General features: G+C 65.4%; 21 protein-coding genes. 16 read left to right on the forward strand and 5 right to left on the reverse strand.

Annotation, left to right across the window (positions count from 1 at the left end):
• Position 1: 1 nt before the first annotated feature.
• The gene (locus AC1DSJ_RS08785) at positions 2-1,348 is read left to right on the forward strand and encodes an amidohydrolase family protein (protein WP_441371295.1); all 1,347 of its coding nucleotides are present in this window, start codon (positions 2-4) and stop codon (positions 1,346-1,348) included.
• Positions 1,349-1,416: 68 nt separating this feature from the next.
• On the opposite strand, the gene AC1DSJ_RS08790 is transcribed toward AC1DSJ_RS08785, so the two are convergent.
• Complete coding sequence (locus tag AC1DSJ_RS08790; RefSeq protein WP_054425699.1) at positions 1,417-2,109, reverse strand: response regulator; 693 nt, start codon at positions 2,107-2,109, stop codon at positions 1,417-1,419.
• On the opposite strand from AC1DSJ_RS08790, the gene AC1DSJ_RS08795 reads away from it, so the two are divergent.
• Positions 2,108-2,509: a hypothetical protein gene (locus tag AC1DSJ_RS08795; protein ID WP_156336812.1), complete on the forward strand. Its 402-nt coding sequence runs from the start codon at positions 2,108-2,110 to the stop codon at positions 2,507-2,509. The genes AC1DSJ_RS08790 and AC1DSJ_RS08795 overlap by 2 nt on opposite strands.
• 423 nt (positions 2,510-2,932) lie before the next feature.
• Here AC1DSJ_RS08795 and folE read toward each other — a convergent pair whose 3' ends face one another.
• The 3 genes from folE to AC1DSJ_RS08810 form a co-directional block, all read right to left on the reverse strand.
• A complete protein-coding gene (gene folE / locus AC1DSJ_RS08800) occupies positions 2,933-3,478 on the reverse strand; it encodes a GTP cyclohydrolase I FolE (protein WP_054425697.1) in 546 nt (181 codons plus the stop codon).
• 123 nt (positions 3,479-3,601) lie between these two features.
• On the reverse strand, positions 3,602-4,258 hold the full coding sequence (locus tag AC1DSJ_RS08805; protein ID WP_342067239.1) for a response regulator transcription factor: 657 nt from the start codon (positions 4,256-4,258) through the stop codon (positions 3,602-3,604).
• Positions 4,255-5,676 (reverse strand): cache domain-containing protein, encoded by a 1,422-nt coding sequence (locus AC1DSJ_RS08810; RefSeq protein WP_054425693.1) that lies wholly within the window; start codon positions 5,674-5,676, stop codon positions 4,255-4,257. The genes AC1DSJ_RS08805 and AC1DSJ_RS08810 overlap by 4 nt, the downstream gene beginning before the upstream one ends.
• Before the next feature lie 313 nt (positions 5,677-5,989).
• Between AC1DSJ_RS08810 and AC1DSJ_RS08815 the strand changes: the two genes are divergently transcribed.
• Both AC1DSJ_RS08815 and AC1DSJ_RS08820 read left to right on the forward strand, forming a co-directional pair.
• A complete protein-coding gene (locus AC1DSJ_RS08815) occupies positions 5,990-8,071 on the forward strand; it encodes a carbon starvation CstA family protein (RefSeq protein WP_054425691.1) in 2,082 nt (693 codons plus the stop codon).
• Between the two features lie 16 nt (positions 8,072-8,087).
• On the forward strand, positions 8,088-8,300 hold the full coding sequence (locus AC1DSJ_RS08820; protein ID WP_156336810.1) for a YbdD/YjiX family protein: 213 nt from the start codon (positions 8,088-8,090) through the stop codon (positions 8,298-8,300).
• A gap of 167 nt (positions 8,301-8,467) precedes the next feature.
• Here the strand turns inward: AC1DSJ_RS08820 and AC1DSJ_RS08825 are convergent, their stop codons facing one another.
• Complete coding sequence (locus AC1DSJ_RS08825; RefSeq protein ID WP_441371296.1) at positions 8,468-9,637, reverse strand: MFS transporter; 1,170 nt, start codon at positions 9,635-9,637, stop codon at positions 8,468-8,470.
• Positions 9,638-9,872: 235 nt separating this feature from the next.
• On the opposite strand from AC1DSJ_RS08825, the gene AC1DSJ_RS08830 reads away from it, so the two are divergent.
• The 12 genes from AC1DSJ_RS08830 (at position 9,873) to AC1DSJ_RS08885 (ending at position 22,876) form a co-directional block, all read left to right on the forward strand.
• Positions 9,873-10,643: an IclR family transcriptional regulator gene (locus tag AC1DSJ_RS08830; RefSeq protein ID WP_342067242.1), complete on the forward strand. Its 771-nt coding sequence runs from the start codon at positions 9,873-9,875 to the stop codon at positions 10,641-10,643.
• On the forward strand, positions 10,636-11,784 hold the full coding sequence (locus AC1DSJ_RS08835) for a thiolase family protein (RefSeq protein ID WP_342067243.1): 1,149 nt from the start codon (positions 10,636-10,638) through the stop codon (positions 11,782-11,784). The genes AC1DSJ_RS08830 and AC1DSJ_RS08835 overlap by 8 nt, the downstream gene beginning before the upstream one ends.
• Complete coding sequence (locus AC1DSJ_RS08840; RefSeq protein WP_346552009.1) at positions 11,781-12,122, forward strand: Zn-ribbon domain-containing OB-fold protein; 342 nt, start codon at positions 11,781-11,783, stop codon at positions 12,120-12,122. Before AC1DSJ_RS08835 ends, AC1DSJ_RS08840 begins: the two co-directional genes overlap by 4 nt.
• Positions 12,123-12,183: 61 nt before the next feature.
• The gene (locus AC1DSJ_RS08845; protein ID WP_441371297.1) at positions 12,184-13,155 is read left to right on the forward strand and encodes a tripartite tricarboxylate transporter substrate binding protein; all 972 of its coding nucleotides are present in this window, start codon (positions 12,184-12,186) and stop codon (positions 13,153-13,155) included.
• Positions 13,156-13,193: 38 nt separating this feature from the next.
• Positions 13,194-15,335, forward strand: coding sequence for an acetate--CoA ligase family protein (locus AC1DSJ_RS08850; protein WP_441371298.1), 2,142 nt, complete (start codon positions 13,194-13,196; stop codon positions 15,333-15,335).
• A 39-nt stretch (positions 15,336-15,374) separates the two neighbouring features.
• On the forward strand, positions 15,375-16,352 hold the full coding sequence (locus AC1DSJ_RS08855; protein ID WP_342067247.1) for a Bug family tripartite tricarboxylate transporter substrate binding protein: 978 nt from the start codon (positions 15,375-15,377) through the stop codon (positions 16,350-16,352).
• 31 nt (positions 16,353-16,383) lie between these two features.
• Entirely contained in the window at positions 16,384-17,739 is a 1,356-nt protein-coding gene (locus tag AC1DSJ_RS08860) for an acyclic terpene utilization AtuA family protein (RefSeq protein WP_441371318.1), read from the forward strand.
• Positions 17,740-17,749: 10 nt separating this feature from the next.
• Entirely contained in the window at positions 17,750-18,151 is a 402-nt protein-coding gene (locus AC1DSJ_RS08865; protein WP_342067249.1) for an AtuA-related protein, read from the forward strand.
• Positions 18,141-18,902 (forward strand): SDR family NAD(P)-dependent oxidoreductase, encoded by a 762-nt coding sequence (locus AC1DSJ_RS08870; RefSeq protein WP_342067250.1) that lies wholly within the window; start codon positions 18,141-18,143, stop codon positions 18,900-18,902. Before AC1DSJ_RS08865 ends, AC1DSJ_RS08870 begins: the two co-directional genes overlap by 11 nt.
• 30 nt (positions 18,903-18,932) lie before the next feature.
• Positions 18,933-20,159: an acyl-CoA dehydrogenase family protein gene (locus AC1DSJ_RS08875; RefSeq protein WP_342067251.1), complete on the forward strand. Its 1,227-nt coding sequence runs from the start codon at positions 18,933-18,935 to the stop codon at positions 20,157-20,159.
• The gene (locus tag AC1DSJ_RS08880; protein ID WP_441371299.1) at positions 20,156-21,220 is read left to right on the forward strand and encodes a phosphotransferase family protein; all 1,065 of its coding nucleotides are present in this window, start codon (positions 20,156-20,158) and stop codon (positions 21,218-21,220) included. Before AC1DSJ_RS08875 ends, AC1DSJ_RS08880 begins: the two co-directional genes overlap by 4 nt.
• Before the next feature lie 9 nt (positions 21,221-21,229).
• Positions 21,230-22,876 (forward strand): acyl-CoA synthetase, encoded by a 1,647-nt coding sequence (locus AC1DSJ_RS08885; RefSeq protein WP_441371300.1) that lies wholly within the window; start codon positions 21,230-21,232, stop codon positions 22,874-22,876.
• Positions 22,877-22,929 lie beyond the last annotated feature (53 nt).

Below are 22,929 nucleotides of genomic sequence, written 5' to 3' on the forward strand. Positions count from 1 at the left end.
TATGAGCGACTTCGACTTGGTGATACGCGGCTCGCTGGTGGGAGCCGACAGCATTCTTGAAGACGGCTGGTTGGGCGTCGTGGACGGCAAAATCGCGGCGATGGGCAGCCACAGCCCGCCTGCGGCGCGAGACTATGTCGATGCGCGCGGGCTTTGGGTGCTGCCGGGCGCGATCGACAGCCGAACTTACATTGGCGGCTGGGGCGACGGCGAAGGCATCGGCCGTGCGTCCCGCGAGGCCGCCGCGGGCGGGGTGACCACGTTGGTGGACATGCCCTATGAGCATGCCGAAGTCGTTGCCAGCCGTTCGCAACTGGACGCGATGGTGTCGCGCATCGAGCAGGGCGCGCAGGTGGACGTGGCCGTGGCCGGCACTCTCAACGCCGAGCATGGCCTGCGGGCCACCAAAGCGTTGGCGGACGGTGGCATTTGCGCGTTCTCGATTCCCACGTTCGAGGTTGAACGGTCTCGCTTTGCGCACCATGAAAGCGATCTGATCAAGGCCTTTCAGGCCATCGCGCGCTTCGGGCTCGCATGCAGCATGCACAACCACGCACGCCTGACCGCGGGCCGCAACGCCCGCCAACTGCTGGACGCAGGAAAGCCCGGCAAAGAGGTGCTGGCCCGGGCGAATCTTGCGCTGATCGAAGGCTTGACGACGCGTTTGCTGTGCCGGGTTGGCGCCGCGGCGGGCGTACGGATGCAAGCGGCCGATGTCTGGTCCGAGCAAGGCCATGCGCTCTGCGCGCATACCCGCAAGGCCGGCCATTGGGTCATGATCGAAACCTGCTTGCGCAGCCTGATGCTGTGCACCGAAGATGCCGTGGCCTTGCTGGGCGGATCGGCGCAGGACTATCCCTTGCTTCGCTCGCGCCAAGAGGTTGAAGCGCTTTGGCGGCGCTTGGCGAATGACGCCTGCACGTTCGTGTCGACCGGTTATCACGCGCGCGTGGACGATACGCTGCAAGGGCCGGGGCGCACGCCCGACTACGGGCCCAAGCTGCTGCTGCCCACACTGTGGACCGGCTGCGAAGCCCGAGGCTTGTCGCCCACGCTTGTCGTGCGCCTGCTTTGCCTGAACCCGGCGGTGCATTTCCTGCTGGATGACCGCAAAGGGTCTTTCGATATCGGAAAGGACGCCGATTTCGTTGTGCTGGCGCCGGGGCCGTCGCCGGTACAGCCGCTGGCCAGCATCGGGCGGCCGCATTCCGTGCATGTGTACGGCACATGGCGGCGCGGCGAGCTGGTGTATGACGGTAGGCGCGTACAGGCCGCGCCCGGCACGGGCCGCTTTCTGCGCGCCCGCACGCCGGTGGCCCATGAGGAGCGCAGCGCCAAGGCGGCCTAGCAGCCAATAGAGAAAGGGGCTTATTCAGCCCCTTTCTTTTTGGTCCTCTTCTTTTCAGCCTTTTATCTTTATTGCGGCGGGTCCCGCTGCTCCATGATGTAGCCCAACCCCCAAACGGTATGCAGCAGGCGCGTTTCGAAGGGGTCGTCCATCTTCATGCGCAAGCGGCGCACCGCGACGTCAATGGCGTTGGTGCCGCGGTCAAAGTTGATACCCCACACGTGCGCCGCCAGATTCATCCGGGATTGCACTTCGCCATGCTTGCGCATCAGCCGTTCAAGCAGTGCGAACTCAATCGAGGTGAGCCGGATGCGCTGGCCTTCGCGCAAAGCCTTGCGGCTGAGCAGCTGGAGTTCAAGGTCGCCTACGCGCAAGACATGCTGCGACGAATGCTCGTCCGGCGGAACGGCTCGCCGGTTGATGGCTTTCATGCGCGCGACGAGTTCGCACGTGGCGTAGGGCTTGGTGACGTAGTCGTCCGCGCCTTCGCTCAGGCCTTGCACGCGGGCCTGGAGTTCGTCGCGAGAGGACACGATCACCACCGGCACATTGCTTTCCTTGCGTAGTTCACGCAAGACGGTGAAGCCATCCATGACGGGAAGTTGGACTTCCAGCAGGATCAGATCATAGGGAAAGGTTCTTGCGATGCGCAGTCCTGTAGCGCCATCGACGGCAATGTGGACGACCTGGCCGTGTTCGGCAAGGGTGTTGCGCAGTGCCTGCGCCGAGGAATTGTCATTGTCGATTACGAGAACTTTCATGGGAGACAGCATCGAATGGACACCGTTGATTTGCCTTGTGGGCAAAGGCGCGACCAGCAGCCTGACGGCATTCTGCAAACGAACTGGCGCGACGAAAAACAGCGGTCAAAACGGGCGAGCCAGGCGACCCGTCATGCTGACTGCTAATAACGCTTTTGTGAATGAGACGACTATTAAAAATACCCCGGCCAGCCGGCAGACCGGCCGGGGAAAGCTGCTGCTGACGGTGCGCCAGATCGGGGGGAAGGCGGGCGTCACCGTTCGTGCTGCGACAACTGCAACTGCAAACAACAACCAGACATCACGACGTTTGCTTTCGGAGGCTGTGGCGGAATCCGATCGCTTGGCCGCGGTTCGCAGCGTAATGATTGTGAGGGGGCTGCGAACAACTTCAATGTAAAGCGCCTGTGCACGCGCTGTTCGGACGAGAACAGCCGCTTGCCACCGGGATTTGCGGCGTTTCAATTGAGGGTGATCTGCACCGTTTTTTCGTGATGCGGTGGCATTGCGCCACCTTGTTTTTCAAGCGCTGCGGCTTAGCGGGCAGTAAACGAAAGAGCAGGGGGCAGAGCAGGGCGCATCTCTGTGAATTGAATTGGAGGTGATACGCCGCTCAATGCAAATCTAAGACCAAAGGAAAATCTCAGACCAAGGGGAAATCTAAAACCAAGTGGAAATCTGAGACCAAGTGGAACACTAAGACAAGGTGGAAAACTAAGACCAAAGGAAGACCAAAGGAAGGCCAAATGAAGCCTAAACAACACGGGCGGCAAGACCTTTTTGGTCTTGCCGCCCGTGTTGGCGTCTTGCGGTGATCAGAAGCTCAACGGATCAAGCTCAAGAATTCGGCGCGCGTGGAAGGATTTTCGTGGAATTCACCCAGCATCACCGACGTGACCATCGACGAATTCTGTTTTTCCACCCCGCGCATCATCATGCACATGTGCTGCGCTTCGATAACGACGGCCACGCCTGCGGCGCCGGTCACCGTCTGCACGGCTTCGGCGACCTGGCGGCTCAGGTTTTCCTGGATTTGCAGACGGCGCGCGTACATCTCGACGATGCGGGCAACCTTCGACAAACCCAGCACCTTGCCCGCGGGCAGGTAAGCCACGTGCGCCTTGCCGATGAACGGCAGCATATGGTGTTCGCACAGCGAGTAGAGCTCGATGTTCTTGACCAGCACGATTTCGCGCGTGTCGGACGTAAACAGCGCGCCGTTGACGATTTCATCCAGGTTCTGCGCGTAGCCGCGGCACAGGTGGCGCATGGCCTTGGCCGCACGGGCGGGCGTGTCGGCCAGCCCTTCGCGAGACGGGTCTTCCCCCAGCGCTTTGAGAATTTCGGTGTAGTTCTTTTCCAATGACATGGGGGACTCCTGGGCAGCGCGCGTATCGTGGCGTGTTGTTGTGTCGTGTCGCGTCCGGGACGCGGGAATGGAGGCAAGTCTACCGCAGGGCGGGCGACGGGGCAGGCAGCGGGCGGTCTGGGACTACACCCCCCGGTTCTCCACGGCGTACTTGATCAGCTCGGCCTGGCCGTCGATGCCCAGTTTGCGTTTGATATTCAGGCGATGGGTTTCAACCGTGCGCACCGACAAGCCCAGCGTGTGGGCGATCTGCTTGTTGGCCTGGCCGCTGGCGATGTGGCGCAGCACATCGCGTTCACGCTGGGTCAGCAAGGTGGCCGGCGCGCTTGCCGACGACAGCCGCACCGCCGCCGCCGCGCTGAAATAACTGCGCCCCTCCATCACCGCGCTGATCGCGGTAATGATCTCTTCGGCCGGCTCGTCCTTTAACAGATAACCCCGGGCGCCGGCCTTCACGGCTTGCACCATGTATTCCGGGTTGTCGTGCATGGACAGCACCAGCACGGCAATTTGCGGATAGCGTTCATGCAGTTGCGCCGTCAGCTCCAGCCCGCCCACGCCGGGCATGTTCAAGTCCATCAGCACCAGATGGGGCAGGGTGTCGCCCTGCGGGTCTTCGGCGTGGCAGTTGGCCAGGAAGGCGAGCGCGGCGGCGGCGTTGCCCGCTTCGCCCACGACCCGCAGGCGCGGCACGGTTTCCAGGCGCAGGCGCAGACCGTCACGCACCAGGGGGTGATCGTCGATCAGCAGAAGTCGGATGGCGTCGGGGGTGTCGTTCATGCTTGGGTCGTCGCGGTAGGGGCGGCTGCGCCGGGCAGGGGCAGCCAGGCTTGCAAGGTGGTGCCTTGGGCGCTGGAATGAAAACTCAGGTTGCCCGATAGGGCGTTCATGCGTTCGCGCATGTTGCGCAGGCCGATGCCACGCCGGGGGTCCTGCTGGACCTCGGCGTAGTCAAAGCCACGGCCGTCGTCCGAAATGGTCAGGCGCAGGTCTTGCGCGCTGTAGGCCAGCGTCATCTCGGCGCGCGAGGCGCCCGCGTGGCGCATCACGTTGGTCAACGCTTCCTGGGTGACGCGGAACAGCGCCGTGGCGTAGGCGTCGGGCAGCTTCACAGGCTGGCCGGTGGTGTGCAGCCGCACGGCCAGGGGCGGCGCGCCATCGGGGCTGGGGATGGCGAACTCGCGGCCCAGGTGTTCCAGGGCAGCGGGCAGGCCCAGATCATCAAGCAGCGTCGGGCGCAGGTTGTGCGAGATGCGCCGCACTTCGCCCACGGCGGTATTCAAGCGGTCCAGCGCGCCACCCAGCGGCTTATCAATATGGGCGAGCGTCTGCGGATCGCCGGGCAACGCCTGCCGCACCCGTTCGCGCGCCGCCTCCAGCGACAGCTTGATCGACACCAGCACCTGGCTGATGCCGTCGTGCAATTCACGCGACAGCCGTGCGCGCTCCTCTTCCTGCGAGCGCACCAGCTGCTGGGCCATCAGCCGCAGCTTGGCGTCGGACTGGCGGTGGTCGCTGATGTTCAGCGCCAGGCCGCAGGCGGCCACGCCCAGGATGGACACGGCGGCAATGCCCGCCACCCAGGCGAACATGCTGCGAATGTTCGCCTGCGCGGCGGCGTCGATGCGCACCAGCGCCTGCTCCACGTCGTCCAGATAGATGCCGGTGCCCAGCATCCAGCCCCAACGGTCCAGCACCACCACGTAGCCGAGCTTTTCTACGGTCTGATGGGTAGAGGGCTTTTCCCACAGGTAATGCACCACTTCGCCTTGCTGGCCGCCGCGCCGGGCCGCCGTCAACAGGTTCTGGATGACGGCCTGGCCGCGTGTGTCGCGCAAGTCCCAGAGGTCTTGCCCGACCAGTTCGGGCTGGCGCGGGTGCATCAGGTTCTTGCCGTGCAGGTCGTAGACGAAAAAGTAGCCGTCGTGGCCGAACTCCATTTGCGCCAACAGATCCAGCGCCCGTTGCCGGGTGGCCTCGTCGTCGCCCGCCGCCTGCAAGGGGGCCACCGCGCTGTAGGCCAGGCTGACGTAGTGGCGCAGCTCGCTTTCCTTGCTGGCCAGCCAGGCGCTTTCGACAACCTGCTTTTCGCGCTGGGCCAGTTGCAGGCCCTGCACGTAGACGGCCACCGTGATGGCGGCCACGGCCACCAGCAAAGGCACCGCGGCAAGCAGCAGGATTTTCAGGCGGAGCTTCATGGCGTGGGATTCAGCCCGGATGGAGATTGGTGCGATGCACCAAGCCGCGTCCCCCAGGGGGAAACGGGATTCATGACGACGATTTTACGATTCCCACAGAAATATGCTGCGGCGCATTGCGTAGTAACACGTACGCGGTTTGCGTAGTTCCGCGCTTGTTGGCCCCGGAGCAAAACGAAATACTAACGCCCGCGTCCATTGGACGCAGCGCGGACGCTTGCGCGCCCGCCACCCCACAACAATGAGTCTGCCTTCCGCGAGACGAAAAAAGCGTTTCACGCCACAAGCATGGCGGGAGGCAAGAGGAGCACTTATGCAAACCAGCAGTAAGGGACTGGGTCAGCACCTGGTCTGGCTGGCGGTTGCGGTACTGGGCGCGTTTGCGCTGGGCACCGTGGCGCTGGCCAGAGGGGAGACCATCAACGCGCTATGGGTGGTGATTGCCGCCGTGTGCGTCTATTTGATCGCATACCGCTATTACAGCCGCTTCATCGCAAAGAACGTTTTCCAGCTGGATGCCTCGCGCATGACGCCGGCCTGGAAGCACAACGATGGTCTGGACTATGTGCCGACCAACAAGCACGTGCTGTTCGGCCACCACTTTGCGGCCATCGCCGGCGCCGGCCCGCTGGTTGGCCCGGTGCTTGCCGCGCAGATGGGTTATCTACCGGGCATGCTGTGGATTCTGGCGGGCGTGGTGTTCGCCGGCGCCGTGCAGGACTTCACGATTCTCTTCATCTCGACCCGCCGCGACGGCCGTTCGCTGGGCGATCTGGTCAAGTCCGAGTTGGGCAAGATCCCGGGTGTGATCGCGCTGTTTGGCGCCTTCATGATCATGGTGATCATTCTGGCCGTGCTGGCGCTGATCGTGGTGAAGGCGCTGACGCATTCGCCGTGGGGCACCTTCACCGTGGCCGCCACCATTCCCATCGCGCTGTTCATGGGCGTGTACCTGCGCTACATCCGTCCGGGCAAGATCGGTGAAGTGTCCATCATCGGTTTCGTGGGCCTGATGGCCGCCATCACGTTCGGCCAGGACGTGGCCGCGCACCCGGTGCTGGGCCCGATGTTCGACTTCGACGGCAAGGGCCTGACCTGGATTCTGATCGTCTACGGTTTCATCGCCGCCGTGCTGCCCGTGTGGCTGCTGCTGGCTCCGCGCGACTACCTGTCGACCTTCCTGAAGATCGGCACGATCCTGGGTCTGGCTATCGGTATCGTGGTTGTGGCGCCTGAACTGAAGATGCCCGCGCTGACGCAGTTCGTGGACGGCACCGGCCCGGTGTGGTCCGGCAACCTGTTCCCGTTCCTGTTCATCACCATCGCCTGCGGCGCGGTGTCGGGCTTCCATGCGCTGATCTCGTCGGGCACCACGCCCAAGCTCATCGAAAACGAAACCCAGGCCCGCTATATCGGTTACGGCGGCATGCTGATGGAATCGTTTGTGGCCATCATGGCGCTGGTGGCGGCTTGCGTGATCGAGCCGGGCATCTACTACGCCATGAACAGCCCGGCCGCCGTCATTGGCACCACGCCGGACCAGGTGGCGCAAGTCGTGTCCAGCTGGGGTTTTGTGGTCACGCCGCAAGACCTGATCCAGACGGCGAAGGACGTGGGCGAAAGCACCATCATTTCGCGTGCGGGCGGCGCGCCGACGCTGGCCGTCGGCATGGCGCACATCTTGCATCAGGCCATTGGCGGCCCGGGCATGATGGCGTTCTGGTACCACTTCGCCATTCTGTTCGAAGCGCTCTTCATCCTGACCGCCGTGGACGCGGGCACGCGGGCCGGCCGCTTCATGCTGCAAGACCTGCTGGGCACCTTCGCCCCGTCGCTCAAGCGCACCGATTCGCTGCCCGCCAACCTGATCGCCACCGCCTTGTGCGTGGCGGCCTGGGGCTACTTCCTGTACCAAGGCGTGGTCGACCCGCTGGGCGGCATCAACACCTTGTGGCCGCTGTTCGGTATCGCCAACCAGATGCTCGCCGCGATTGCGCTGACGCTGGGTACGGTCGTGCTGTTCAAGATGAAGCGCGACCGCTACGCCTGGGTCACGATCCTGCCGACGCTGTGGCTGCTGGCATGCACGTTGACCGCTGGCTGGCAGAAGCTGTTTGACGCCGACCCGCGCGTGAGCTTCCTGGCCCACGCCAACAAGTACAACGCGGCCATTGACCAAGGCCAGGTGCTGGCGCCAGCCAAGTCGCTGACCGAGATGGGCCGCGTCGTGATGAACGACTACATCAACGCCGGCTTGTGCGCGATCTTCATGTTCGTCGTGGTCAGCATCGTGGTGTTCGGCGTGAAATCGGTGCGGCGCGCCCGCGCCGAGAACAAGCCGACCTCGCGCGAGACGCCGTACGAGCCCCTGCCCATGCCGGCAGGCGCGGACTGACCCCGGGAGGCGCCGCATGCTGTTTACCAACATGAGTTCGGCAGCCGGCGCCGCCGGCCGTTACCTGGGGCAGACGCTCCGGCTGATGGTCGGCGTGCCGGATTACGAAACGTATGTCGAGCATATGCGGCGTACCCATCCTGATCAGGAGCCGATGACTTACGAGGCATTCTTCCGCGAGCGCCAGGACGCGCGCTACGGCGGAAAGAAACGGATCGGCTGCTGCTGATGACCATGAAAAAGCCACCGGGAACGGTGGCTTTTTTTGTGGGAATTTTTTGTCACCCCGGCACCGTCGCGCCGGTACGCTGTTTCTCCCGGGTGGATTCCGCGCCGCAATTTCCCCGACGCTGTCTGGGAAATTGCGTTTTCAAACTCCGCATCACCCCCGCCGCATCACCCCCGCCGCAATCTCTCCGCAAACAGCACCAGCGGAACTGCGCACACCGCACACACCGCCATCACCATGAAGCCGCCCGGCGCATAGCTGCGATACAGCGCGCCGCCCAGCTGAATGCTGGCGAACATGAACACGCCGCCGGACAGCAGCGCATACAGCGCGATCGCCGACGTCTTGCACGCGGCCGGCACGTGGCGCGTGATGTACCACATGATGGCGGCGTTGTTGCCCGCCAGCGTGAAGCATTGCAGCAGTTGCAGCGCGGCGATCCAGGCGGGGTCCGTGGTGGCCGACAGGCCCGCCCAGCGGATGGCCGTCATCACCGCCGACGCCATGATCAGCCACTGCGCGCCCGTGCGAGCCAGGATCTTCGGCGCCAGGAAAAAGAACAGCACTTCGCTGCTGACGCCCACCACCCACAGCAGGGAAATCAGCGCGGTGGACAGGCCGCTGGCCGTCCAGTAAAGCGTGGAATACGAATACAGAAAGCCGTTGCTGGCCTGCACCAGCGAAGCCGCCGCAATGCACAGCAGCAGCGGGCGGTCGCGCAGCACTTCCCGCATGGGCAGGCGCACGCGTTCTGCCGGCGCGTCGTCCGCGGCAGGGCGCGCGGCCTGCGGCAGCAGCCGCACGCAGGCCAGGCAGGCGATGATCAGCAGGATCGACAGCCACATGACCCAGTTGGTGTCGAACGTCTTGATCAGATAGCCGCCCGCAACGGTGACCACCGCAAAGCCCAGCGACCCGCACGCCCGCATGATGGTGTAGGAATTGCCCTGCGTACGGCCGCTGGCGATCGCCATGCGGTCCATCAGCGGCAGCACGGCGGGAAACACGGCGTTCAACAGCAGCGTGATAGCCAGCAGCCACGCCGGCGTCAGCGTGAACGGGTAGCAGACAAACAGCACCAGCGACGCCGCCAGCGCCGAAGCAATCAGCGCATGGGCGCGGCCCGTCTGGTCGGCCACATGCGCGACCACGGGCGTCGACAAAATCTTGGGCAGGAAAGACGTGGCGACGATCAGCCCGATGGTGGCGGGGTCCAGCCCACGGCTGGCGAACCAAAGGGGTAGAAAGGGAATACTGACACCCTGCAAGCCGTAATACAGGAAGTAGAACCCGTGCAACGCAATGGCGCCTTGTCTGGCGTCGGGATTGCCGCGCATAGCGATGAGTGAATCTGGCTGAGACGAAGCGCCGTAGGATACTCCTTTGCGGGGATGGCGTTCGGGTGTCCGAATGGGCTCGGTAGGACGTTTCAGGCCATTTTCAACGGATAACGGTTGGCCTAGCGCCCGCAGGCATTTTCGCTGGACGAAAATTTGTTGCGCCGCAACTTTACCCGTGTTCCCAGCGTGCCTATCTTGTGACCATGTTCAGCCAACCGGCCTTGCCGCTGCCATGCCACAACAGGATACGAGCGTTGTTTCCGCTACCAAGAAGGTCTGCCGCGTGTTGGCCAGCCTGTCCAATCGGCGCGTTCAACGGCTGACTGATATCTCGCAGGCTTCGCAATTGGATGTGTCCACGGCCTTGCGCATTCTGAAGGACCTGGAAGCTGAGGGTTTCGTCGAGCGAGACCCGGTCAGCAAGCATTACATGCTGGGTCCGCAGATTTACGCCATGCACCATGCGATGGTTGACGGGCTTGATTTGCGCGGTCTGGCGCGCGCCGCGCTGATCCGCCTGGCCCGCAAATTTGGCGACACCGTCATTCTTTCCATGCCGACTGGCTGGGAATCCGTCTGCCTGGATCTGTGCTTCGGCGACTACCCGATACGGGCGAACTATCTGGATGTGGGCAGCCGCCGTCCGCTGGGTGTGGGTGCCGGGAGCCTGGCGCTGCTGGCGGCAATGGACGAGAACGAAGCGCGTGCGGTGCTGCCGCCGATCCATCAATGGCTGCATGATCGCTACCCGCGGTATCCGGCGCGCGTGATGCAGGAAATGACGGCTCGGGCGCAGAAGGTGGGCCATTCCATGTTGTTGGATGTCGTGGTGGACAAAATGGGCGGCCTGGGTGTGGCGGTGCGCGGCCCCAGCGGACGCGCTATTGCCGCGCTGAGCGTAGCGGCGCTAAGCGAGCGCATCGCGTCGCGCGAAGAGGAGCTGGCGCACGCCTTGAATGCCGAGGCCCGTGCCATCGAACGCGCGTGGATGCCCCATGTCTGAACGCCGCCACGCCTATCTGCTTGCTGCCGCCACCACACCGTTTGGCCGTCACGAGGGGTGTTCGGCGCTGGACCTGATGGCCGACGCCGCCAATGGCGCGCTCGTGCAATCGGGTTTGCACCGCGCCGATATCGATGGCGTGCTGTGCGGCTATGCCACGACCTACCCGCATCTGATGTTGGCGACGTTGCTGAGCGAAAAGCTGGGCATTGATCCCGAATACGCGCATGGCATGCAGATGGGCGGCGCCACCGGCGCGGCCATGGTTATGTTGGCTCGCGAATTGGTCAGGTCGGGCCGTTGCCGCCGCCTGCTGGTCGTGGCGGGTGAAAACCGGTTGACGGGGCAGGCCGTTGACGCGTCGATTCAGACGCTGGCGCAGGTGGGCGAGCCCGAAACCGAAGTGCCCAACGGCGCGTCGGTGCCCGCGTACTACGCGTTGCTGGCGTCGCAGTACATGCATCGCACCGGCACCCGCCGTGTAGACCTGGCCGAATTCGCCGTGCTGATGCGGCGCCACGCCGCCCGCCATGCCCACGCGCACTTGACCGACGTGGTCAGCGTGGAACAGGTGATGGCATCACGGCCCATTGCGACACCGCTGCACCTGTTGGACTGCTGCCCGATATCAGACGGCGCAGTGGCGCTGGTGATCAGCGCCGACGACGGGCCGGTGCGCATCAGCGGCGCGGGGCAAGCGCACCGCCATCAGCATCTGTCGGCGCTGCGCGACATCCTGGACACGGGCGCCGCGCGCGCGTGGCAACGCGCCCGCACTGACGCCGGCATTGAGGCCGGACAGATTGATTACCTGGCGATCTACGATTCCTTCACCATCACGCTTGCCATGCTGCTGGAAGAGCTGGGGTTCGCCCCGCGCGGTGGCGCGGCGGATCGCGTGCGGCGTGGCGACTTCAATGCGGACGGCGCGCTACCGCTCAACACGCACGGCGGGCTGCTGTCGTTCGGCCATTCGGGCGTGGCCGGCGGGATGGCGCATATTGCCGAAGCCTGGACGCAACTGGCCGGCCGGGCAACGTCGCGCCAGGCCGGGCCGCGCCGCTGCGCACTGGTGCATGCCGATGGCGGCGTGCTGTCGGCCCATGTCAGCCTTGTGCTGCAAACGGAGGACGCCCGATGAACGCGCACGACCTGCTCGATTTGCAGCGCTGCGGAGATTGCGGCGCCTGGTGGGCCCTGCGCCCTTATGCCTGCGCAGCCTGCGGCGGTACTGCCTTGCAGTGGCAGCGCAGCGGCGGGTTGGGGGTGGTGCTGGCGCGGTCGGATGTACATCGTGCGCCTGACGCCTTTTGGCGCGCGCATGTGCCTTACACGCTAGTGCTGGTGCGCCTGGAAGAAGGCGCGGTGTTGATGGGCCATGCCGATGCCGGCGTGGAGATTGGCCAGGACGTTGTCGGCCGCGCCATCAGCATCGACGGCCGCGAGCTGCTCGGTTTCAAGGCGCGCCGGCCGCCTTGAAGCGCCGCCGGTATCCACACGTTCCGCAAAACAACATATCCGCAAGACGGAGGAGACAATCATGCGCGCAATCGCAGCATGGCGCACGGCCCTGGCCGCGCTTTCCGTGGTGGCATCCGCCGCTTCGGCCGCTCAGGACTGGCCCGCAAAATCCATCACGCTGGTCGTGCCGTACCCGCCAGGGGGGCCAACCGACATCGTGGCCCGCGTGGTGGCGCAGGGCCTGAGTGATGAATTGAAGCAAACCATCATCGTCGATAACCGTTCCGGTGCGGGGGGCAACATCGGCGCCGATATGGTCGCCAAGAGCACGCCGGATGGTTATACCTTGTTGCTGGCGACGACAGCGCATGCCATCAATATGTCGTTGTTCAAGAATCTGAACTACGACACGCGCACGAGCTTTGCGCCCCTGTCGCTGCTGACCAAAGGCCCGCTGGTGATCGTCGCCCGGCCCGATCTGCCGGCCTCGAATGTGCGCGAACTGATTGCGCTGGCCAAGTCCACGCCCGACAAACTCAGCTTCGCCTCGTCGGGCAATGGGCAGTCCACCCATCTGGCCGCCGAGCTGTTTGACGCCATGGCTGGCGTGCGCATGGTGCACGTGCCATACCGGGGCAGTGCGCCGGCACTGACGGACGTTATGGGCGGCCAGGCAGACGTCATGTTCGACACAATGCTGTCGTCGATGCCTTATGTGCAGGGCGGCAAGCTCAAGGCGCTGGCCATCACGGGCGCCACGCGCTCACCCGCCGCGCCGGATGTGCCTACCGTGGCCGAAGCGGGATTGCCGGGTTATGAAGCCACCGCCTGGAATGGGTTGTTGGCGCCCGCCGGCACGCCCGCGCCTGTCGTGCAACGCCTTAGCGCCGCCTTGCATAAGGTGCTGGAGCGCCCCGACATCAAACAGAAATTCGCGGCCCAGGGTTTCGCATCGGCATGGATGTCGCCCGCCGACACGGCCGGCTTTCTGGATGCCGAGGTGGGCAAATGGGCCAAGGTCGTCAAAACGTCAGGGGCAACGGTCAACTGACCGCCCGGGCACGCATTCATCCTAATCAGGGGAGTTTCATGACTTCTGTATCCACCATGGATACCGGCCTTGCACGGTTGCTCGACCCGGCCTCGATCGCCATTGTTGGCGCCTCCGACAACCCCGACAAGATCGGCGGCCGGCCCATTCACTACATGCGCCGCCACGGCTATGCGGGCACGCTGTACCCGATCAATCCGCAACGCACGCAAGTTCAGGGTGAAACAGCGTGGCCCGATCTGGCCGCGCTGCCCGCCGCGCCAGACCTGGCGATTGTGGCGGTGGCGGGAGAACAGGCGGTGCAAGCCGTGGACCAATGCGCGGCGCTGGGCGTGTCGGCGGCCATCGTCATTTCGGCCGGGTTCTCGGAAACCGGCCCGGCCGGGCGCGCGTTGCAGGATGCGATGACGGGGCGCGCACGCGCGGCGGGCCTGCGCATCGTCGGCCCTAATTCACAGGGTTTGGCCAATTTTGGAAATGGCGCGATCGCCAGCTTCTCCACCATGTTTCTTGAGGTTGAGCCGGCCGACGGCCCGGTGGCGGTCATCAGCCAAAGCGGCGGCATGTGCGCCATGGTGTACGGCCTGCTGCGCCAGCGCGGCATCGGCGTGCGCCATGTGCACGCCACCGGTAACGAGGCCGACGTGTCGGTGGCGGAACTGGCTTGCGCGACGCTGCGCGATCCGGAAGTGGGCATCGTGCTGCTGTACCTGGAATCGCTGCGCGAAGCGGGGCCGCTGGCCGAGGCCGCCGCGCTGGCGCGCGCGCGTGGCGTGCCGCTGATCGTGGTCAAGTCGGGCCGGTCCGAGGCCGGCGCGCGCGCCGCAGCATCGCATACCGGCGCCTTGGCTAATGAGGACCGGGCGGTGGATGCATTCCTTGAGCACCACGGCATCCTGCGGGCGCGCGATCCACAGGAGCTGGTGCGCTATGCCGAACTGGCGCTGCGCAGCCCATTGCCACGGGGCCCGCGCGTGGTGGTGGTCAGCAATTCGGGCGCCAGCTGCGTGCTGGCGTCGGACGCCGCCGCCGAGCGCGGCCTTGAGATCGCGCCGTTAAGTGAGGCCACCCAACAGGCGCTGGCCGAGCGCCTGCCGGGTTACGCCACCACCGTGAACCCCGTGGACATTACCGCCGCGCTGTTGTCCAACAATGGTCTGTTCGGGCAGGTGTTGCCAGTGATTGGCCCGGACCCCGCGGCCGACATGTTCCTGTTGGATATCCCGGTAGCGGGGCGCGGTTATGACGTGGAATCGTTCGCCGCCGACGCGGCAGCCTTTGCGCGCAAGGCCTCCAAACCGGTCGCCATTGTGGCGTGGCAGGACAACGTGGCGAAAACGTTCCGCAGCCAAGGCCTGCCGGTATACGCCGACGAGTTGCAGGCCATGGATGCAATGGCCGCGCTGCTTTGGCTGCGCCGTCTGCACGAGCGCGATGTCGCCGCAGGCATGCCCGGCAGCGAACAAGCAGCCGACCCGGCGCCCGGCGCACCCGGAGGTTTTCTGTCGGAAGCACAGAGTCTGGCGCTACTGGCGCAGAACGGGCTGGCTGTTGTCGAACACGCCATCTGCGCCAATGCCGATGAGGCCGTTGCGGCGTGGCGGCGCATCGGCGTGCCAGTGGCGCTGAAGGCGTGTTCAGCCCAGTTGCCCCACAAGTCCGAACACGGCTTGGTGGCGTTGGGTCTGAACGACGAGGCCGCGCTGCGCAAGGCCTTGGCGGAGCAGGCCGGCACCCTGGCTGAACTGGGCGTGCGCGATGGCGTGTGGCTCGTGGCCCGCATGCAGCGCGGTCTGCACGAATGCGCGCTTGGCGCACGCGTGGACCCGGTGCTGGGACCCGTCGTCATGATCGGCAGCGGCGGCAAGTACGTCGAAGCGCTGCAAGACGTAGCCGTACTGATGCCGCCGTTCGATGCGGCGCAGGTCGTCGAAAAACTGCGTGGCCTGCGCATCGGTACGTTGCTGCAAGGCGTGCGAGGCGATCCGCCTGCGGATATTCCGGCCTTGGCGGACCAAGCGGTGGCGTTGGGCCGCTATGCACTGTCGGCGGGCGCCCGCCTGGCCTCGATCGACATCAATCCGGTACTGGTGGGTGCGGCGGGGCAGGGCGCGGTAGCGCTGGACGCCCTGGTCGAACTCAACGATGGCCCGCCGATTGACGCCAGTCTGGCCGCCTGACGCTGGCGCTTTTCCGTTCCCTCGAATCCGGAGACCCTTATGCGCAGATTTGCTCTTCTGACTGCCGCGGCGCTGGCGTTGCACGCCGCGCCCGTCGTCCACGCCCAAGATGCCACCAACTGGCCCACACGCCCCATCACGTTGGTGGTGCCGTTTCCGCCGGGCGGCACCACCGATCTGCTGGCGCGGCTCGTCGCCCGCGACGCTGCCACCCGGCTGGGCCAAAGCATCGTGGTGGAAAACCGGCCCGGCGCGGGCGGCGGTATCGGCGCAGCGGCGGTGGCGCGCGCCAAGCCGGACGGCTACACGTTGCTGATGGGCACCGTGGGCACCCAAGCCAGCAACCAATTCCTGTACGCGCAGATCCCGTACGACGCCAACCGCGATTTCGCGCCCGTGACGCTGGTGGCCAATTCGCCCAACGTGCTGCTGGTGAACGCCAAAGCCGGTGCGGCCAGCGTGGCGCAACTGATCGAGCAGGCGCGCCGCCAGCCCGGCAGCCTGAACTTCGCGTCCACGAGCCTGGGCGGCTCACCTCATCTTTCGGGTGAACTCTTCAACCGATTGGCCAAGGTGGATATCCGCCATGTGCCGTACAAAGGGTCAGCCCCTGCGATGACCGACCTGATTGGTGGGCAGGTGCAGCTCATGTTCGACAACCTGCCTTCGGCCATGGGCCAGATCAAGGCGGGTGCGGTACGGGCGTTGGCCGTGACGACGGCGCAGCGGGTGCCGATGCTGCCGGACGTGCCGACGGTAGCGGAATCCGGGCTGCCCGGCTACGAAGTGAACTCCTGGTTCGGCTTGCTGGCGCCGGCTGGCACGCCCGCGCCCGTCATCGCGCGCATCCGGCAGGCGGTCGCGGACGGCATGCAAGACGCGGCATTGCGCGGGCAGGTCGAAGCGCTGGGCGCGATTCCCGAGGGCAATACGCCGCAGGAGTATGCCGCCATCATCCGTGCGGACACGGACAAATGGCGCCAGGTGATCCGCGATGCCGGTATTCAGCCGCAATGAGCGGCACGAACCAGAGCAAGAGGAAGACATGATGAATAGAAAACAAACGCTGCGCATCGGCTCGGGCGCGGGCTGGTGGGGCGACCGCATTGATCCGGCGCGCTGGAACGCCGAACGGGGCGAGCTGGATTTCCTGTGTTTCGAGACGATGGCGGAAGCCACGGTATCCGCCGCCCAGGTGCGCAAGCGGCGCGACCCGGCCTTTCCGGGCTATGACACCTGGCTTGACGATCGCATGCGCGCCGTTCTTCCGCACTGCATGAAGCGCGGTACGCGGATCGTGTCCAACCAAGGCTGGATCAATCCGGTTGGCGCTGCGCAACGCATCGCCGAGCTGTGTGCCGAGTTGGGCTGGAAGGGCGCGCGCGTGGCGGCGGTCAGCGCCACGGACCTGAGCCCCACCATCGCGGCAAGTGGCGTCACCCTGATGGAAAGCGGGGCGCCCGTGGCGTCGGTTGCCGACAGCCTGATTTCAGCCGAGCCATACGCGGGCGCCAGCGCCATCGTCCAGGCGCTGGACCAGGGCGCCGATATCGTCGTGACGGGCCGGGTGGCGGACCCGTCGTTATTTCTGGCGCCAATGATGCATCACTTTGGCTGGCGCGACGATGACTGGACGCGGCTGGGGCAGGGCAGCGGCATCGGCCACTTGCTGGAATGCGGCGCACAAGTCACCGGTGGCTATTTCAGCGACCCCGGCTACAAAGATGTGGCCGAGCCCTGGAACCTGGCGTTTCCCTATGCCGACGTGCAAGCCGACGGGACGGCCTACATCGGCAAGGTGGCAGGCACCGGCGGGTGCATCGACCTGCGCACGGTCAAAGAGCAGATGTTCTATGAAGTTCATGACCCGGCTCGCTACATCACGCCGGACGTGGTGGTGGACTTCACGGGCGCGCGGCTGGAGCAGATCGGCCCCGACCGCGTGCGCGTCAGCGGCATCGCCGGGCACCCGCGCACGCCAACGCTGAAGGTATCGCTGGGCTGCACAGAGGGCTACATTGGCGAAGACATGTTCTTTTTCGCCGGCCCCGGCTGCGTGGACAAGGCGCGGCTGGCAGAGACCATCCTGCGAGAACGCCTTCGCATCGTGGGCCTGCGCGCCGATGCCTTGCGCATTGACTTCATTGGTGTGAATGCCGTGCATGGCGCCGCGTCGTCACCCGCCGCGTGCGAGCCGGCCGAAGTGGCGGTGCGCATCGCCGCCCGCAGCGCATCGCGGGCCGAGGCCGAGAAGATCGGCCGCGAAGTCGATGGCATGGCGGTCTGCGGGCTGGCGTCCACCGGCAAGCGGGTGCCACATCAAGACCGCGTGCGCGAGGTCATCGGCCTGTGGTCTGCGCTGACGCCGCGTGAATCCGTGCAATGCCGTATCGATTTCGTTTGAAGGAGCCGACATGCAAGTCACGTTACGCCAAATCGCACACACGCGTTCCGGCGACAAAGGCAACACCTCGAACATCGCGGTGATCGCCTACGAACCCGAGTTCTATCCCTACATCAAGCAGGCGCTCAGCACCGACGCGCTGCGTGGCATCTACAACGAACAGGCGGTCCACGGCCCCATCACCCGCTATGAGGTCGACGGCCTGGGCGTGCTGAACTTTGTGCTGGAAGGGGCGTTGGGGGGCGGTGTTTCACGCAGCCTGGCCCTGGATAACTACGGCAAGTCGCTCGCTAGCGCCGTGTTGCGATTTGAACTGGATGTGCCGGATGCCTTGTCGTCCCTGCTGCGCGGACCGGGCGGGGGTGGGGATGCCGTGGCAAAAGACCCGGGAGGCCAGACCCATGTTCGATGATCTGAAATCCAAGACGGCGCTGGTGACCGGCGCCTACAGCGGCTTGGGGCGGCACTTTGCGCTGCGCCTGGCCGAAGCCGGTGCGCGGGTCGCGCTGTGCGGCCGGCGCACCGAACTGGGCGAAGAGCTGGCACGGGACATTCGCGCACTCGGCGGCGCAGCCTGCGTCGCCGGGATGGACGTCACGCAACCCGACAGCGTGCAGGCCGCTTTCGATCAGGTGGAGCGCGCGCTGGGGCCGGTGGACATTGTTGTCAACAATGCCGGCGTTGCCATGACACGCGCCGCGCTCGACCTGTCTGATGACGAGTGGACAGGATTGATCGACGTCAATCTCAACGGCGCATGGCGCGTCGCGCAGTGTGCAGCGCGGCATTGGCAGCGCCAGGGCAGGCCGGGCGCCATCATCAATATCGCGTCCATTCTGGGGCAGCGCGTGGCCTCGCACGTGGCGGCCTACACCGCAGCCAAGGCAGGCCTGCTGCACCTGACCCGCGCGTTGGCGCTGGAGTGGGCGCGCTACGGCATCCGCGTGAACGCGCTGGCGCCCGGCTACATCGGCACCGATCTGAACCGTGAGTTCTTCGCTACGCCCGCTGGCGAGGCGCTGATCAAACGCATCCCTCAGCGCCGCCTGGGCCGCTTGCAGGACCTGGACGGACCCTTGCTGCTCTTGGCGTCGGACGCCTCTGCCTACATGACGGGCGCGGTCATCGATGTTGATGGCGGCCACCTGACCAGTTCGCTGTGAACCGAATCCCCTTTATCTGGAGATGCTTCGATGGACTTTTCCCTGCCCCCTGAATGGGATGATTACCGTACGCGGGTACGCGCCTTTGTCGACCGAGAGTTGATCCCGCTGGAAGCCGACCGCCAACATTACGATGCCCACGAGAACATCGACGAGGCGGTGCTTGACCGTGTGCGCGCCAAGGCGCGCGAAGCCGGCTTGTGGGCATTGCAGATGCCACGGGCGCGCGGTGGCCAAGGCCTGCCGATGGTCGGTCTTGCCGCCTGCTACGAAGAAATGAACCGCTCCATTTTCGGGCCGGCAGCGTTCAATGCCGCGGCGCCCGATGACGGCAACATGCGCGTGCTGGCGCAGGTGGCGCGGCCCGATCAGCAAGACCGTTGGCTCCAGCCCATCATCGACGGCAAGGTGCGTTCGTCCTTCGTCATGACCGAACCCAGCCCGGGAAGCGGCTCAGACCCGTCCATGATGCGCACCACCGCCACCCGCCACGGCGACAAATGGGTCATCAACGGCCGCAAGTGGTTCATCACCGGTGCAGGCGCGGCCAAGCACTTCATCCTGATCGCGCGCACCTCGGACGATACGCGCAAGGGCCTGTCCGCCTTCCTGTTTCACGCTGACCAACCCGGCTGGCGTATCGAGCGGCGCATTCCCATCATGGGGCCCGAGGAACACGGCGGCCATTGCGAGCTGGAATTCGACGGGCTGGAAATTCCCGACGAGAACCGCCTGATGAACGTGGGAGACGGCCTGAAGCTGACGCAGATCCGGCTGGGCCCGGCGCGCCTTACCCATTGCATGCGGTGGTTGGGCCTGGCGCGCCGCGCCATGGCGGTGGCCGTCGACTACGTGGAAGCACGCAGCAGCTTCGGGCAGAAGCTGGCTGACCGCGAGGGCGTCCAATGGTTGTTGGGCGATGCCGCCATGCAGATTGAAATCGGCCGCCTGCTGACCATGCGCGCGGCCGCCCGGCTGGACCAGGGCGACTACGCGCGCAAGGAAATCTCAATGGCCAAGATCGTCGTCTCCGAAACGCTGCACAAGGTGGTCGACACTGCCTTGCAGCTGAACGGCGCGCGCGGCTACTCCAAGGACACGCCGCTGGAATGGATTTACCGCTACGCGCGTCAGGCCCGGCTGGTGGACGGCGCGTCAGAGGTCCACAAGATGGTGCTGGCCCGCTACCTGATGGACGAGGGCGATGCGTTCTGGCGTTGGGACGAGGCGGGCGCCCCGCGTAAGGCCTTGGTATGAGCGCCCACACAGCGGTGCCGGAGGATGCGCCAGAGTGGCTGCCAGCGTTGAGCCGCTATCTGTCTGCCCACGGCCTGGGCGCGGCGCACGGCCTGCGCGTCCGGCCGCTGACGGGCGGCCAGTCCAACCCCACCTATCTGCTGGAAGACGACACGGGCATTCGCGTCTTGCGCAAACAGCCGCCGGGCACGCTATTGCCGTCGGCCCACGCCATCGACCGGGAATACCGGGTCATGGGAGCGCTGGCCGGCACCGGGGTGCCCGTGCCGCGCATGCTGCATTACTGCGCCGACTCCAGCGTGTTGGGCACGCCGTTCTACCTGATGAGCTACGCGCAAGGCCGTGTATTCATGGACCCGGCGCTGCCGGGCGTAGCGCCCGCGGAACGCACCGCGCTGTACGCCGAAGCCGGCCGCGTGCTGGCGGCGCTGCACGCGGTGGACCCCGCCACGGTGGGCCTGGCGGACTACGGGCGGGCCGGGGACTACTTCGCGCGGCAGGTCACCCGCTGGACGCGGCAGTATCGCGACACGGAGACCACCGCAATTCCCGCCATGGATGCGCTGATCGATTGGTTGCCGCAGCATTTGCCCGCGGGCGATCAAACGCGTCTTGTGCACGGCGATTACCGGATCGACAACCTGGTGTTTGATCCTGTCGCGCCGCGCGCCATCGCCTTGCTGGACTGGGAATTGTCGACGCTGGGCCATCCCTTGGCCGATCTGGCCTACCACTGCATGTGCTGGCGTATTCCACCGGCGTTATGGCGCGGCGTCGCCGGCCTGGACCTGGCAGCGCTAGGTATCCCCAGCGAGGCGGAGTTCGTCCGGGCTTACTGCGGCGCGCGAAACCTTGAGCCGCCCGCGAACTGGGATTTCTACCTGGCCTACAGCTTCTTCCGCATCGCCGCCATCTTGCAAGGCGTGTATGCCCGTGCGCTTGCGGGCAACGCCGCCGCGTCCGATGGGCAGGAGATGGGCGCGCGCGTGGCCCCCTTGGCCGCATTGGGATGGGAGGCCGCGCAGCGCGAGTCCGCACGATTGGCGGCCGCAGCCCGCTAGGAGAGCGCAATGACCGCAATGACATCCGATATGCCGCCCAACCCCGCCAACCACCAGGCGCTGACGCCGCTGGGGTTTCTGCAATGGGCGGCCAGCGTATACCCTGAGCGCGCGGCGCTGTTGCACGGTGAACACCGCCAAAGCTGGGGCCAGACGTATGAGCGCTGTCGCAGGTTCGCGTCGGCCCTGCGTGCCTGGGGCGTGGGGCAGGGCGGCGTCGTCGCGGTTCTGGCGCCCAACATACCCGCGCTGTACGAAGCCCACTTTGGTGTGCCGATGGCTGGCGCCGTGCTCAACGCGCTGAACACGCGGCTGGATGCCAGCACGCTGGCCTTCATCCTGGATCATGGCGGCGCATCCGTGCTGCTGTACGACAGCGAATACGCCGGCCTGGTACGCGACGTGCTCGAGCGCCTGCCCGCGCCGCCCCGCACGGTGCGTATCGAAGACGCCGAATACGCGGGCAGCCACGGTGACCTGGGCGATGCCGAATACGAAGCCTGGCTGGCTGCGCAACCCGCTGATGCGCCGTGGGACTGGCCGCAGGATGAATGGCATAGCCTGAGCCTGAATTACACCTCGGGCACGACCGGCAATCCCAAAGGCGTGGTGTATCACCACCGCGGCGCGTACCTGAACGCCACAGGCAACGTTCTGGCCTGCGGCATGCCTCCGCACGCGGTCTACCTGTGGACGTTGCCGATGTTCCATTGCAACGGGTGGTGCTTTCCATGGACGATGGCCGCGCTGGCCGGCACCAACGTCTGCCTGCGGCGGGTTGAACCCGGGGCGATCTTCGACGCCATCGAGCGCCACCGCGTGGGCTACTTCTGCGCGGCGCCCGTCGTGCTGAATATGTTGGTCAACGCCCCGCCTGCCGTCCGCCGGCGCATGGCGCATCGCGTTCAGGCTATGACTGGCGGGGCGGCTCCGCCCGCCGCCATCATCGAAGCCATGGAACAGCTGGGCATGGACGTCACCCATTTGTACGGCCTGACGGAAACCTACGGCCCGTCCATCAGTTGTGCGTGGCATGACGACTGGGACGCGTTGCCTTTGCAGGAGCGCGCAGCGCGCAAGGCGCGCATCGGCGTGCGCAAACTCAACCTTGAGGCGGTGCAAGTGGTGGACGACACCATGCAGCCAGTGCCTGCGGACGGCGAGACGCTGGGCGAGATCGTGCTGCGGGGCAACACGGTCATGAAGGGTTATCTGCACAATCCCGAGGCCACCGCTGAAGCCTTCGCGGGAGGATGGTTTCACTCGGGCGACCTGGGCGTGGTGCACCCCGACGGCTATATCGAAATCAAGGATCGGGCAAAGGACATCATCATCTCTGGCGGCGAAAATATTTCCACGGTCGAGATTGAAAACGTGCTGTATCGGCACCCGGACATTCTTGAAGCGGCGGTCGTTGCGCGCCCTGACCCCGTCTGGGGCGAAACCCCGTGCGCCTTCGTCACTTTGAAGGCCGGCGCCGTTTGCCAGGCGGAAGACATCATTGCTTGGTGCCGTGAACATCTGGCGCGTTTCAAGACGCCGCGCACCGTGGTGTTCGGCGCCTTGCCGAAAACCGCGACCGGAAAAATCCAGAAGTTCGTCTTGCGCACCGCCGCTCGTGAGCTTGAGCCGGGTGCCCCGCCGTCGCAGGAGTGAGCGTCGGCCTTATCGGAATCACGTGGCAGCTCAAAGCCCCCATTTATTCCATT

Source organism: Achromobacter sp. 01N37 (assembly GCF_056399725.1).

Coding starts and splice junctions, on each gene's coding strand:
- AC1DSJ_RS08810 (WP_054425693.1), bottom strand. CDS start 5,676: ATGAAGCTCCGCCTGAAAATCCTGCTGCTTGCCGCGGTGCCTTTGCTG.
- AC1DSJ_RS08865 (WP_342067249.1), top strand. CDS start 17,750: ATGCAAGTCACGTTACGCCAAATCGCACACACGCGTTCCGGCGACAAA.
- AC1DSJ_RS08845 (WP_441371297.1), top strand. CDS start 12,184: ATGCGCGCAATCGCAGCATGGCGCACGGCCCTGGCCGCGCTTTCCGTG.
- AC1DSJ_RS08805 (WP_342067239.1), bottom strand. CDS start 4,258: ATGAACGACACCCCCGACGCCATCCGACTTCTGCTGATCGACGATCAC.
- AC1DSJ_RS08795 (WP_156336812.1), top strand. CDS start 2,108: ATGGGAGACAGCATCGAATGGACACCGTTGATTTGCCTTGTGGGCAAA.
- AC1DSJ_RS08875 (WP_342067251.1), top strand. CDS start 18,933: ATGGACTTTTCCCTGCCCCCTGAATGGGATGATTACCGTACGCGGGTA.
- AC1DSJ_RS08790 (WP_054425699.1), bottom strand. CDS start 2,109: ATGAAAGTTCTCGTAATCGACAATGACAATTCCTCGGCGCAGGCACTG.
- AC1DSJ_RS08885 (WP_441371300.1), top strand. CDS start 21,230: ATGACCGCAATGACATCCGATATGCCGCCCAACCCCGCCAACCACCAG.
- AC1DSJ_RS08820 (WP_156336810.1), top strand. CDS start 8,088: ATGCTGTTTACCAACATGAGTTCGGCAGCCGGCGCCGCCGGCCGTTAC.
- AC1DSJ_RS08825 (WP_441371296.1), bottom strand. CDS start 9,637: ATGCGCGGCAATCCCGACGCCAGACAAGGCGCCATTGCGTTGCACGGG.
- AC1DSJ_RS08840 (WP_346552009.1), top strand. CDS start 11,781: ATGAACGCGCACGACCTGCTCGATTTGCAGCGCTGCGGAGATTGCGGC.
- AC1DSJ_RS08880 (WP_441371299.1), top strand. CDS start 20,156: ATGAGCGCCCACACAGCGGTGCCGGAGGATGCGCCAGAGTGGCTGCCA.
- AC1DSJ_RS08855 (WP_342067247.1), top strand. CDS start 15,375: ATGCGCAGATTTGCTCTTCTGACTGCCGCGGCGCTGGCGTTGCACGCC.
- AC1DSJ_RS08850 (WP_441371298.1), top strand. CDS start 13,194: ATGACTTCTGTATCCACCATGGATACCGGCCTTGCACGGTTGCTCGAC.
- AC1DSJ_RS08835 (WP_342067243.1), top strand. CDS start 10,636: ATGTCTGAACGCCGCCACGCCTATCTGCTTGCTGCCGCCACCACACCG.
- AC1DSJ_RS08785 (WP_441371295.1), top strand. CDS start 2: ATGAGCGACTTCGACTTGGTGATACGCGGCTCGCTGGTGGGAGCCGAC.
- AC1DSJ_RS08830 (WP_342067242.1), top strand. CDS start 9,873: ATGCCACAACAGGATACGAGCGTTGTTTCCGCTACCAAGAAGGTCTGC.
- folE (WP_054425697.1), bottom strand. CDS start 3,478: ATGTCATTGGAAAAGAACTACACCGAAATTCTCAAAGCGCTGGGGGAA.
- AC1DSJ_RS08815 (WP_054425691.1), top strand. CDS start 5,990: ATGCAAACCAGCAGTAAGGGACTGGGTCAGCACCTGGTCTGGCTGGCG.
- AC1DSJ_RS08870 (WP_342067250.1), top strand. CDS start 18,141: ATGTTCGATGATCTGAAATCCAAGACGGCGCTGGTGACCGGCGCCTAC.
- AC1DSJ_RS08860 (WP_441371318.1), top strand. CDS start 16,384: ATGAATAGAAAACAAACGCTGCGCATCGGCTCGGGCGCGGGCTGGTGG.